A 12,504-nucleotide genomic window follows, 5' to 3' on the forward strand; every position below is an offset into this window, starting at 1 on the left:
TCCCAGCAGCAGCGTGCGGCGGGTCACGCCGTGCGTCCGCAGCGCAGTGATCAGGTTCTTCAGGCCTCTGGGGCTCTTGCTGCTCTCGCCGGCAGGGACGGACACGGTGCGGCACGGCAGCCCGGTGCCCACCACTGCGGCGGTGATGGCGCCCAGGTGGTGTTCGGCGGCGCCCGTGTCGATTACGGTGACGATCTCCGGTGCCCCCAGCTGGGCTGCCAGTGCCGCGAGTTGGCTGCTCAGCCCACCCTCGGTGAGCCCTTCGGCCAGGTGAATGCGGTAGGTGTCGACGCGCTGGGCGCGGACGGCGAAGGTGCCATCCCCCTCTACGTCGACGGCCAGGCGCGATGCGGGCGGCGACGTGCTCACGCGCACTCCTTGCGGATGCGGCCGACGATGGCGTCGGTGGTCAGGCCGGCGGCCTCGTACAGGGCGTTCTGGGGCCAGCCGGCGATGCCGTAGGTGTCGACCCCGATGCGTACCTCGGTCAGACCGGCCCGCGCGTTGGACGGCAGGACGCCGAGCACGCAGGACGGGGCGTTGTGGATGCTCACCGTGGAGGCGTGTGCGGGAAGCAGCTCCCGGATCCGGTCGGGGCTGAGCGCGGCGAACCGGGTCGGGCTGATGATTTCCAGGACGCGGACGCGCCGCTCGTCCTGGCCGGACAGGACCTGCGCCGCCTTGACGGCGCTCTCGCGCAGCGCGCCGGCGGTGAGGATGACGAGGTCGGGGTCGGGGTCGTCGGCCAGGACGAGCACGCCCTCGTGCAGCGGAAGGCTGGCGAGCTCGGTCAGCGTGTGCCGCACCGGCACCGCTTCGTGGGGCAGCCGCAGGTAGGCGGGACGGCCCGTGGACAGCGCCTCGGCGGCGAGGATCTTGGCGGTGTTGATGTCGGCTGCTTCGAGGATCTCCAGTTTGCCGATGGCCGTCAGGGCGGCGAGGCAGCCGTCGGACTGAACCATCGGGCCGAGCGGGTCTCCGAGGCCGCCGGAGGTGCCGACCAGCAGAACCGGTACCTCGGGGAAGGCGATCGATTCACGGATCTGGTCGAGCATCCGCCAGTAGAAGCCTTCCATGGAAAACAGCACCGGCCACAGGCCCGCGCTCGCGGCGCCGGCGGCGAGGGAGGCGGCGTCCTGCTCGGCGATCGCGCACTGCAGGACGTCCGCGTCCGGAGTGTTCCAGTCCCAGGAGCCGACCTCCTCCATCCGCGCGAGGAGACCGGAGTTGCGGATGGCGTCGGGCGCCATCCACAGCATCGGCCAACCGGCGAGTTCGACGGCCAGCTCGCCGCCGAGCGCCTTCTTCGCCACCACCGCGGCGCCGACGTCGTGTCCGGCCATCCTCGACAGCAGGTCCGCGCGGCCGGGCCGGCCGGACGGCTCGGACGTGGGGACACTCTGACCGCGGCGCCGCACCGGTGCGTGGGGGAAGTGCCGGTCGATGACCCGCAGGGCGGCCCCGATCAGCTCGCCGGTGTCCCAGTCGGGCAGATGCTCGGGCGCCACGTCGGCGCTGAGGGTGTTCGATCCCTCGACGGCGGCCGCCAGGCCGTAGCCCTTGATGGTGTTCAGGATGATCGCGGTCGGCCGGCTGCTGTCCTCGCGCAGCGCGGCGGTGATGGCATCGGTGTCGTGGCCGTCGACGCAGACCGTCCGCCAGCCGAAACCCTCCCAGCGCTGCGCCCACTTCTCGCGCGGCAGCTTGATGACGCTCCCGGAGCCGTTGGCGTCGACCAGGGCCACGAGGTTGCGCAGGCCCAGGCGGTCGGCGGTCATCGCAGCCTCCCACACCTGGCCCTCGGTGCACTCCCCGTCGCCCAGAATCACGAAGGTCCGTGTGGCGCGGCCCGCACGGCGGTCGGCCAACGCTAGGCCCACACCGTAGGACAGGCCCTGGCCCAGGGCTCCGGTACTCATCTCCATCCCCGGCACCGCGCCGCGTACCGGCATCCGCGGGATCGCGTGTCCGACCTGCCCGAAGCCGGCCGCCTGCTCCCAGGACGTGCCGGGCATCGCGCCGAGCGCCCACAACGCCCCGTACCAAGGCGCGGCCGCGTGCCCCTTGGAGTAGATCAGGCGGTCCTTGTCCGGGCCGGCGTCGGCGAGGGTCGTGGCACCGGAGAAGAACAGCGAGGCGATGGCCTCCACGGAGGACGAGGCGCCACCGGGGTGCTTGTTCGCGGCGAACGAGAAGGCCCGCAGGCCCATCGCGAGGGTCTTCAACTCCGCGGTGGTCGGCGAGCTGGCGGGAGAGTTCATGGAAGGTCCAACCTCTTCTTCATACAGGGCCCCGGCCAGCGTCTGGCCTGCGGGGACGGCGATTTGGGAGCGGTCGAGTTTGCCGCTGCCGCTCTGTCGCGGCAGCGTGTCGACCGCCAGGAACCGGGCCGGAATGGCGGCCGTCGGCAGGTGCTGGAGAAGCGCGGCACGCAGGCCGGCGGGCATGGTGGCGCAACTGGGAGCGAGGACCAGGTGGGCGGTCAGCCGCGGTGCGCCGCCGTCGCTGTCCTTCTGCGCGGTCACGGCCGCCTGGTGGATCCCAGGCTGCGCTTCGAGGATGGCTTCGATGGCGTGCAGGTGGACACGGACGCCGTAGATCTTGACCTGGTCGTCCAGTCGGCCGTGGAAGTGCAGCAGGCCGTCCTGGTCGATGTGTCCGAGGTCGCCGGTGCGGTAGACGACATCGCCGTCGGGCCCGAAGGTGAACCGGGCGTCCTCGCGGGGGCTGGCGCCGAGGTAGCCGCTGGTTCCGTACACGGTGTGCAGCACGATCTCGCCGGGGGTGCCGGGAGGCACTCGTGTGCCTGGCGGGTCCTCGACCCAGGCTTCGCTGCCGGGGATCGGCCGCCCGAGTGGCTGGATGCCGGGGACCGGTTCCTCGATGCGGTGCCAGCACCGGACGAGGGTGGTCTCGGTGGGGCCGTACTGGTTGATGATCTCGCCCCGGTAGTCCAGTTGCGAACGCCAGCGGGCAACCAGCGTGTCGGTCAGCGGTTCGCCGCTGAACAGCACGGCCCGCAGCGCCGGCAGCCGGACGGCGCCGGAGGCGACGGCGCGCAGCCAGGCGCGGGCGACGGTGGGGACGGCGTGCAGCAGGGTGATCTCGTTGTCGGCCAGCCACGGCAGCACCGAGCCGGGGGGCAGTGGCGTGGGTGGGGGCAGACACAGGGTGGCGCCCGCGGTCAGCGGCAGAAGGACTTCGCGGAGGGTGACATCGAAGCCGACACCTGCCAAGTGCCCGATGCGGTCGCCGGGTTGTACGTGGAGAGCGGTGCGCAGCCAGGACAAGAAGTGGGCGAGGCTTCGGTGGCGGCCCAGGATGGCCTTGGGCCGGCCGGTGCTGCCGGAGGTGAAGTAGACGTAGCCCGGCTCCTCGGGCAACGGCGGTTGCTTTTGGGCGAGTTGTCCCTCGCTGGGGAGGCGGGCGGTGTCCAAGTGCAGGACTCGTACGTCCTTTCCCGCTGGGGGCGGCGCTCCGTCGAGGGCGAGGACGAGTTCGGCGCCCGCGCGGGCCACCATCGTCGCGGCCTGTTGCTGGGGCAGGGCGGGGTCGAGGGGGAGGAGAACGTCGCGGCGAGCGAGTACGGCCACCCACGCCGCGGCGGTCAAAAATCCCTTGGGCCCGGTCACCGCGACCACTCGTCCCGGGCGGGGAAGCATGTCGTCCAAGGCGGCGGCGATGCCGGCGGCCGCGGCCTCGAGTTCCCGGTAGGTCCAGGCGCGGGATCCCTGGACGACGGCCCTGGCCGTGGGGGTGTCGGCGCACCAGCGGGCGATCTGCTCGGCGACGCCCGCCCACGGTCGGCCGGTCAGCGCTCGCGCGCTCATGGCATGCGCCCGAAGGGGCCGCAGGCCAGCAGCGCCTCGCGCGCCTCGCCTCCCGTCCCGATGATGTCTGATTCGACGTGCGTCCCCTCTTCCACGCGGGCACCGGGCAGCAGGACGGCGGCCGTCACGACCGCGCCGCGGCCGACCTCGGCGTAGGACCCGATGACAGACGGTCCGACGATGCGCGCCCCCGCCCCGATCCGGGCCCCCGGCCCGACCACCACCTCGGCGCCGATGTCGGCTCCGCTGGCGATGAGCGGCGCGGAGCCGGGCAGTTGGCGCGGTGCGGACGGCGTGAGACCGCGCACGGCTTCCTGGTTGCCGACCAGGAGCTTGGCGGGGGTGCCGATGTCCCGCAGGTAGACGTCCTCGCCGGCATCGAACAGACCGAGCGGCACACCCAGGCCCGTCAAACGGGGCAGTACCTCGCTGGAGAAGTCGCAGAAACGGTCCACGGGTATGTGGGCGAACACGGATGGATCGACAACCCACGCCCCTGTGGAGCCCATCCGCATTCCGGCGCTGGCGCGGGGCTTGAACGCGTACGCGGCGGCACGGCCGGGCAGATCCGGGTCGGGAACCAGGACATCCCCCTGCCACGCCATTCCGTCCCGCGGAACGGCTGCCACCGTCACCGGAGCACCGACCTGGGCGTGATGCGCGATGAGGGCCTTCAGACCGACTCCGGAGACGATGTCCGAGGGCACTACCACGGCAGGTGCCCCGGCGAAGAAGTCCGCCTGAGCACGCAGACATCCGCCAGTGCCCAGCGGGGTGCGCTCGGCGAGCCAGGTCACCGGTGTGCCTTCCGGCGTGCGTGTGCCGAATCCCTTCGCGTACAGGTCCAGGGAGTCGCCGGGCACGATGACGCCGATGTCGTCGATGCCCGCGGTGTCCAGGTGATGCAGGACCCACGAGAGGACGGGCCAGTTGGCCACCGGCGCGAATGGCTTCGGAAGAGCGGGTGTCCAGCGACTGAGCCGGCTGCCCTGCCCGGCCGCTAGTACGAGCGCCTTCATCCTGATGTCCTCCTGTGCGAGTGGGCGGTCGGCAGCGCGGCTGCGGGGCCTAGCGGGGGATCCGCGCGCTCGACGGCGCATGGGTGGCGGAGGCGCACAGCGTGAGGAACTCCTGTGCCAGGAGCTGGACATGGGGCGCTGCCAGGAGATCCGTGCGGTAGGTCAGTGCTCCAGACAGGCTCCCGCTCGCCTCGGGTGTGAGGCCGACGCTGATGTGTCTGCGGGCGGAGAGAGCCCCGGCCACGGGAATGTGGTTCAGCGGCCGGCTGGCCAGCGTCAGGTCCGACAGCGTCGGGATGGCATTGACGGAGAACTTGATGTTCGCCAGGTCCGGAGCGCCGAGGTCGAACAGAACCTTCTCCAGATGCAGTTCGCAGTGCGCGTCCCCGGCCCGCCACCGGTCTCGGACGTGCCCGATCAGGTCTCCGAAGGTCCGCAGGCCATCAAGGGATGTCCGTGTGAACCGGCCGTTGACGAAGAAGCCCACGATGTTCTCGGTGCCGGGTCGTGTCCGGCTGGCTGTGGCGCTGGCCACCAGAATGTCGGACGTGCCGGACCAGCGGCCGACGGCGAGGTGGAACAAGGACAGGAGCACCTCGAAGAAGGAGGCGTCCATCACCTTCGCCGCAGTGCGAAGAGCCTGGGCGTGCTCGGCGGGGACGACGAGAGGCATCCGCGCGGCCGGCCCAGCGGGAGAGAGATCGCCCTGCAGCCGGGGCAGCGGCACACCGGCGAGCGCGTAGTCCTCGGCTACTCGGCTCCAGTGCTTCAGGTGATGCTCGTGCACGGCACCCGACAGGTGCTGGCGCTGCCAGCACGCGTAATCGGAGTAGGCCAGGGGAGAGGCACCTTCAGCGTCCGGATCGTCGTACAGGACGGCCAGATCACGCACAACGAGCCCCCACGACCAGGGGTCCATCACCATCTGATGAGCGGAGAGCGCCAGGACGCGTCGACGGCCGGCCTCGATCAGAGCAACTCGGGACAGCGGCTCGTCCAGCCCGATCGTGGCCGCCGCCCACTGACCCACCGCTGGCACTGCGTCATCGGGTGCCGTGCAACGGATCCTCTCCAGCAGAATCGGCGAGCTGCTTGCGGTCTGCTGCCGGGCTCGACCGCCATCAGTGACCACGCGGGTGGTCAGAGCCGGGTGCCGACTCCCGAGACGGGAGACCGCCGCGGCGAGGCGACCTTCATCGGCCTTGGCCGGGAGCTCCACGGCGTAGGCGACCTGGTACCGGTGGCCGCCGCGGACGTGGTCCATCACGCGCAGCAGCCCCTCCTGCTGGAAGGACAGCGGATGGGCGACCGTTCGGTCCTGCGGGAGGATCTGCGCCAAGCCGTCGTCAACACCGGCCGTCAGCGCCCGAACGGCGTCAGCGAAAAGGGGATGTTCGTAGAGCCACTGCGTCGGCACATCGAGGCCGGTCGCCGTGGCGACCTCGCTCACCGCCGCGAGGGCGGCGAGCGAATCCCCGCCGCAGGCAAAGAAGTCGTCGCCGTCCGCGAACGACCCACCGTGCAGCGTGTGTGCCCATGCCCGCTGGACGATGTCGGCGAGCCAACTACCGTTCAGGGCACGGGTGTTGTTTCCCGTCATCGTTCCCCCTCGGTCCCCGATCCTGGACGGCTCTCGCGCGAGGCGCGTTGGAGCGCGTGCAGCGCCGGGCTCCTGGGTGCCGGCCTGGGAGCAGTTGACCCCGGCAGGGTGTAGCGCCACCAGCGCGTACGGTGTCGCGACACCCGCGCCACGGGCTGCGCCACTCACGCCGAGTGAGAAGGCGCCTGTCCCTCACGAGACGACCGGGCACGAAGCTCTTCACCGAAGTCGCGGACGACGCGTAGTTCGGGGTAGCGCAGCCGCAGCCGGTACTCCAGATGCTCGCTCCGCCGCCGCACCGAGTCGACGATGCGACTGCCGGAGAGAGCCTGGCGGGCGGCGAACACAGCCTGCTCCGGGGCACCGAGGGAGACCCGGGCCAGCGCCAGGTCGAGGTGGGCGATGGCGAGTCGTGTCGGGGCGGACTGTGGCCCCGGCATCGCCTTGTAGTGCTCGATGGCCGTCTCAGCCGCAGCGACGGCCTCCTGGTGATCCCCGAGCCAGATGCGAGAGGAGGCCTCGTAGGAAGCGAGAACGGCCGCGTCGAGCCCGAACAGGCCGCTGCGATGAAGCGGCAGCCGTTCGCTGTGCGGGCGGACGCGGGCCATGACGTCCGTGAAGGCCGAGCGATCCCTGAGACGGGCACTGATGCGCGCCAGCTGGGCGGTGAGGCGGAGCGCGACACGATGCCCCGCCGGCGCCACGGACAACCCACGCGTCGCGGCTGCGAACGCATCGTAGGGGCGCTCGGCGTACAGCAGGTGGGTGCACCGCACGTCCTCTGACCAGGCACATACGTCGTGTGCCTCGGCTTCCATCCCCTGGGTCCATGCGTCGTCGCAGTAGGCCTGCGTCAGGTCGTTCTCGCCCAGGTCGTGGGCGATCCAGGCGAGGACGATGGACAGCATCCCGGCCTGCCGGGTCAGCTCCCGGCCCTCCCGCAGTGTGTGCCGGTGGTGTGTGAGGAGGCTGTGCGCCCGCTTCCGGTATCGGTCGACCTCCACCCACAGTTCTCCCAAGGCCTTGGTCGAGTAGCTCGCCGCGAGCTGGTGGACGGAGAGCTCGAGGTCTTCGATGTCTCCGGGCCTCAGATCCGTGGCGGTGGCCGCCTTCGCGTACGCCCACGCGTCCTCGGGCGCGGCGCCCAAGTCGGTGAGCGTCGAAGCAGGCTCTGTGGGGGCCGCGGAGTCCGTTCCCGCCTCGTCCGCCGTCTCCTCGAACCCGAGGTCTGCGGGCGTAAGCCGCCTGGTGAGTTCCAGGGCCCTGGTAAGGATCACCGCCAGATACCGCGGAACAGGGTCCTGGGGCTGGTCTCCGTCGTTGATCCAGTGGCCCACACGGGTCCGGTCGGTTGCAATGTGCCTTTGGCCTTCGGCTGCCGCCATCTCTCGGACCGCTGCCGCCACCTCGTTATATGACATGCCCGAGCGCCGCACGGCGTCCTCCAGCAAGCGGTTGGGCAGCTTGCTTCGGTGGCGTGCACCTGACTTGGGCTTACCACCGCGTACGCGGGTGGCCCCGGTTCGGGATGAGGAGAGGGTTGGCGGCTGATCGATTGAGGGACCGGCCATGACGACTCCGACGAAATGTAGTGAGCTGGGACAGCGGCAAGACGGGCAATGAATCTGCGGGCAGGTGGCCGCGCTGGTGATATGCAGCGCACCTCGGTCGCGCAGCCAGCCCGTGGGGGCTGCTCGCGTGCTGACTGCGCGACCGCGAGTCCTTATGTGACGGTGCGGTTGAGGATCTCCGCGAAGCGATCGGCGTTCAGCCTGATGCGCAGGATGTGGTGGTCAGACAGGTCTTCGTCGACCTCGATCACGTCGGCCCCTTCCACGGCGTGCAGCACGTTTGGAGTGGCGTAGGCGCGATCGATCCGGCTGTCAGGCCCATGGGTGTCACAGGCATTCACGGTCCGGGAGACCGCCGTGGGGTCACCGTGCGGGGCGGTCGCCCAGTACCGGGCCACGTCCTCGAGGCCCGCGGTGCGCAGCGCGGCGTCGGGACGCGTGTCGGGGAGCCGGGTGCCATCAGAAGCGGGGTAGGAGCGGTGGAGACGGTGCGGGGCGTTCTTGATGGCGTCCAGCGTGGGCAACGCCGGATCCGAGGGAGTTCCCGGGGTCGGGTAGGAGTTGTTGTCGCCGGCGCAAACGGCATCCACGATGACGCGGGTACCTTCGGGCATCTCCCATCCCTTGTCGGCCCAGGTCGTCAGCCATTCGGCTTCCAGAAGCCGTTGGGTGGGGCTGGCGTAGTTGAGGTGGTACGAGACCGCGATGAAGGGCAGGGCTTCGGGGCCCGCCTGCTCGTAGCGGAGCGTGAGGGCGGTGGGCGGCATGACGTAGTGGGGCGCCCGGCTCTGCGTCCAGTCCCGGACGATGGAGAACTTCGCCGGGTTGTAGAGGAGGGCCGTGCATGATCCCTCGCCGAGGACTCCGTTCAGTCCGAGGGTGCGGACCTGCTCGTTGAAGATCGTGCTGCCGTTGGCACCGGCATCCCAGAGTTCCTGGCGGAACACGATGTCCGGGTTCAGCGACCGCAGCAGTTCGTCGCCCGCGTGCCGACGGTGCGGGTCGCTCTTTCCATTGTTCTCGAAATTCCAGCAGACCAAGGTAAGGGGAGTACTCATGCGCGGGTTGCTCCTTCGTGGCCGGTGCGGTCGTCGGTGGGGTGGTACATCGCGGGGGTGGCGTGAAGGACTTCACGCAGGCGGGCGAGGTCGAAGATGGCGCGGAGGGGGAGGTGGTCGGACAGGCGGCGCAGCTGCGGGGTGTCGCAGACCTCGTAGCCGGTCAGGGCGGGGGCGAGTTCGGCGCTGAGGTAGCCGCGGTCGATGGTGTGCCGGGGTCCGGAGGGCCGGCCGGGGTGGTCGCGGTAGCCGGAGCTGGGGGCCAGGGCCTCGGGCTGGCCGAGGTGCTCGGCGGCGTGGCGGGCCATTTCGACGTAGCCGGCCGCCAGCAGTTCACGGTCGGGAGCGACGTCGGTGTGCCGGCGGCCGTCGTGCTCGTAGGTGCGGTTGGCGACGAAGGCGTGGTCGGTGTAGTCGTTCCAGCAGATGTCCGTGCCGACGCGGTAGCTGTTCCAGTCGCCGAAGATCACGGCCAGCCATCCGGGCTTGGCGAGCGTGGTGCACCAGCGGGCCTCGGTCAGGCGGTGCTCGGGCGACCAGTAGCAGGTGTGCGCGCTGACGGCGCTGATCTGCCGCGGGCTGAGGGCACCGTCGGCGTCGCGGAGGCGGACGGCGATGTTCGCCGGCGCGTGCCAGGGCGCCCAGGCCTGCGGGTACTCCTCCATGCACACCAGCGGTCCGCCGGGGCGGACGAAGATGGCGTTGTCGTTGGAGCTGCCGGGCCGCGGCACGGCGATGTGGCCGTCCATCTCCAGCAGTTCCGACAGCCGGGCGAGTTGGTCGGGCTGTACTTCCTGCTGGAAGAAGAGGTCCGGGCACTGCTCGCGGACCCAGCGGGCGCCCGCTTCCAGGTTGATGCCCTTCTCCAGGTTCCAGTTCACGGCGGTGATCGTGTTGGTCATGCCGCAGGCCTTTCGCTCGTGACCGGTGCCGGTCCGATGGACGCGGCCGCCGCCCGGTGGGGGTCGGTGAGGTGGTGCCGCTCCAGCAGGGCGGCCTGCTCGCGCAGGGGCGGCAGTCCGACGTCGGCCCGCCGTTTGTCGAGGCCCTCGGGGGCGGCGACGGGGTGCAGTTCGATCCGTCCGTCACGCAGCCAGTACTGCGTGCCGTATTCCTGTGGGCGGCTTGGGACCAGGCAGCGGTCGTGCAGGTGAGCCCACTGAGCGGTCGTGGCGTCCCCGCGGCGGACGGCCTCGGCGAGCATCGCCAGCAAGGTCTTCTGGAAGGCCGGGTCGTGATCGGCCTGCAGCGCGATGGCGAGGGCCGCTGCGGATCCCTCGTCGCCCACCAGGGAGCGGCCGGGCCAGCCGTGCTTGGTGACGAGGTACCGCAGGGCCTGGGTGTCCGCGAGTACGGCATGGTGTGCTGCCTGGGCATCGTCCGCCGTGGCTGCCTGGCGGACGTGCGCGGGTGCTCGCCATGTCCGGCGAGCGGCCTCCACCCGGCCGATGAGGTCCTGGGCGATGTCCGTGCGGGCGGGGGCCGCGGTCTGGCCGGTCATGAGGCGTCCGCCGGACTGGCTGATGCCTTGTGCTGGTAGCCCCTGGGGCGCATCGTGACGCCGCCGTTCGTGAGCAGGCGGTGGATTGCCCCGTAGGAGCGGCCCGTCTCCTCGCAGATACGACGGATGGACTTGGTCTCGTAGGCCTTGATGACGTCCGTGGCGAACCGTATGGACTTCTCCCCCTTCAGCCGCCGGCCCTTCGGGATCCGGCGCAGGCCGAGGCCGGTGCTCGATGGGTCGGGCGATGGGGCCGCGGTGGTGGCGGTGCTCATGTGCAACTCCCCCCGGAGTGGTGTCAGATGCTGGTTTCGCTGCGGGCCAGGGCGAGGAAGCCGCCGCGGGCCCGGAGAACGGCGAGGGTGTCGGCGTAAATGTCGGGGAAGGGGCTGATGTCGATCTGGGAGACCGCGACGATGCCGTGGATCTCGCCGGCGTCCAGCGCCGCGAAGAGCCGGGCCATCTGTGGACGGAGCGCCGGGTCACCCGCCCCGGTGTCGTCGAAGGTGGTGATGGCGTCCGTCCACCGGCGGCGATGGACGACGGCCTGGGTCTCGGCGAGGCGGTCAGCGGGGTCTTGGCGCGGTACGACCAGGCTGTACCGGCCGACCCGCACGGCCGTGCCGGTGTCGGCGAGCCGGGCGAGCGCACGCTGGAGGTCGGCCTCCCGCCTCGCGCGCAGTTCGGCCGCACCGCCCCGGACCTTGGGCTGCACAGGGGCCTCGCCCGCGAGCGCGGGCGGCCGGCTGCCTGTGGCCCGGGTGACGAGGCGCGCTTGCGGGCGCAGGACGGTTGGTGCGAGCAGGGTCTTCACAGGGCTGCCTCGGAGGTGGGCACCGGACGGGACGCTTTCCGTTCGGCGATCACGCGGAGGGCCTCGGCCATGCGGGGGCGGGAGAGCACGACCTCGACCGCGTGGTGGTCGCTGATGCCGGTGGTGTCGATGACGGTGACGTCCACGACGGCCTCGACGAGCCACGGGTCCAGGTAGATCCGGTCGATGCGACAGGGACCGCCCTGTCTCGGCTTCGCGTGGCCGGCGGTGGCGCCGAGCGCGCCCGGCTGGCTCAGGGTGCGGGCGGCATGCCGGGCCGGGTCACACAGGCCGGCGGCCGTGAGGCTGTCGTCCAGGTAGGTGCAGGCGACACGCCGTCCGGTGGCTGGGTCGAGGTTGGTGCGGTGGGCCATGTGCAGCCGGTCGGTGACCTTCTCCCAGTCGATCGGCGGTTCGCTCTCTCCCTTCGGGTTGGGGGCCTCGTTGCAGTCGCCGCCCCCGATGAATGCCGCTCCCTGGTTGATCTTGTCGGCGAAGGCGAGGATCTCGTCCGCCTCCCGCTCCCTGCCACGGGGGCTGTTGAAGGCCAGGTGCCAGCTGACCGCGATGATGTCCACGTCAGGGACGTCCCGCAGACGCAGCACGGTGTGGGTGGGCGGGGTGCGCCACGGGTGGACCTGGTGGACGACGTGCTGGTGCACCTCGAAGGTCTCCTCACGCACGAACAGGCCCGTCGGGTTGCGTCCGAGGCCGGCCGTCCCGAGGAACCCCCGCATGCCCAGGGCGCGTTCGGCCGCGTGGAGGCGGCGGTGGCGGCTGTAGGTCATCTCCTGCCGCAGGAGAAGGTCCGGGCACCTGGAGTTGATCAGCTCGTGCGCCTCGTGCCACCGCCGGGGCGGCTGTCCGTTGATGTCCGGACCGCCATCGTGCTCGAGGTTCCAGATGATGATGCGATCGGTCGGCTCGTCGAATCCGGTTGTGCCCATGTCGTCTCCAGATAGAAGGATGGGGTCGGACTTGCAACGCGAGCCCGACGTGGCTGCCTTGGTAGGACTACTGCGCCGTCGTCTGGGCGAACTCGGCCTCGGTGCCAGGGACGGCCGGGTGAAGTCGACAAGGTGGTCCCCCGCCGTCAGTCATTTGCTGTCGA

General features: G+C 70.8%; 11 protein-coding genes. All 11 read right to left on the reverse strand.

Annotated features, from left to right (window positions below; translation table 11 throughout):
* A partial coding sequence (locus tag ABZ896_RS11245; RefSeq protein WP_360925510.1) for a hypothetical protein occupies positions 1-369 on the reverse strand: 369 nt, incomplete at its 3' end.
* Positions 366-3,830 (reverse strand): AMP-binding protein, encoded by a 3,465-nt coding sequence (locus ABZ896_RS11250; RefSeq protein ID WP_360925513.1) that lies wholly within the window; start codon positions 3,828-3,830, stop codon positions 366-368. The genes ABZ896_RS11245 and ABZ896_RS11250, both read right to left, overlap by 4 nt.
* Positions 3,827-4,849, reverse strand: a complete 1,023-nt coding sequence (locus ABZ896_RS11255) for an NDP-sugar synthase (RefSeq protein WP_360925516.1) — start codon at positions 4,847-4,849, stop codon at positions 3,827-3,829. Before ABZ896_RS11255 ends, ABZ896_RS11250 begins: the two co-directional genes overlap by 4 nt.
* 49 nt (positions 4,850-4,898) lie before the next feature.
* Positions 4,899-6,617 (reverse strand): condensation domain-containing protein, encoded by a 1,719-nt coding sequence (locus tag ABZ896_RS11260; RefSeq protein ID WP_360925519.1) that lies wholly within the window; start codon positions 6,615-6,617, stop codon positions 4,899-4,901.
* Entirely contained in the window at positions 6,614-7,726 is a 1,113-nt protein-coding gene (locus ABZ896_RS11265) for a hypothetical protein (RefSeq protein ID WP_360925522.1), read from the reverse strand. Before ABZ896_RS11265 ends, ABZ896_RS11260 begins: the two co-directional genes overlap by 4 nt.
* 446 nt (positions 7,727-8,172) lie before the next feature.
* Entirely contained in the window at positions 8,173-9,078 is a 906-nt protein-coding gene (locus tag ABZ896_RS11270) for an endonuclease/exonuclease/phosphatase family protein (RefSeq protein ID WP_360925525.1), read from the reverse strand.
* The gene (locus ABZ896_RS11275; RefSeq protein ID WP_360925528.1) at positions 9,075-9,980 is read right to left on the reverse strand and encodes a hypothetical protein; all 906 of its coding nucleotides are present in this window, start codon (positions 9,978-9,980) and stop codon (positions 9,075-9,077) included. Before ABZ896_RS11275 ends, ABZ896_RS11270 begins: the two co-directional genes overlap by 4 nt.
* On the reverse strand, positions 9,977-10,579 hold the full coding sequence (locus tag ABZ896_RS11280) for a DUF6624 domain-containing protein (RefSeq protein WP_360925530.1): 603 nt from the start codon (positions 10,577-10,579) through the stop codon (positions 9,977-9,979). The genes ABZ896_RS11275 and ABZ896_RS11280 overlap by 4 nt, the downstream gene beginning before the upstream one ends.
* Positions 10,576-10,854: a helix-turn-helix domain-containing protein gene (locus tag ABZ896_RS11285; protein WP_360925533.1), complete on the reverse strand. Its 279-nt coding sequence runs from the start codon at positions 10,852-10,854 to the stop codon at positions 10,576-10,578. The genes ABZ896_RS11280 and ABZ896_RS11285 overlap by 4 nt, the downstream gene beginning before the upstream one ends.
* Before the next feature lie 23 nt (positions 10,855-10,877).
* Complete coding sequence (locus ABZ896_RS11290; RefSeq protein WP_360925535.1) at positions 10,878-11,393, reverse strand: hypothetical protein; 516 nt, start codon at positions 11,391-11,393, stop codon at positions 10,878-10,880.
* Positions 11,390-12,340 (reverse strand): endonuclease/exonuclease/phosphatase family protein, encoded by a 951-nt coding sequence (locus ABZ896_RS11295; RefSeq protein WP_360925538.1) that lies wholly within the window; start codon positions 12,338-12,340, stop codon positions 11,390-11,392. Before ABZ896_RS11295 ends, ABZ896_RS11290 begins: the two co-directional genes overlap by 4 nt.
* Positions 12,341-12,504 lie beyond the last annotated feature (164 nt).

The sequence above is a fragment of the Streptomyces sp. NPDC047072 genome (assembly GCF_040643855.1).
Lineage (GTDB): Bacteria > Actinomycetota > Actinomycetes > Streptomycetales > Streptomycetaceae > Streptomyces.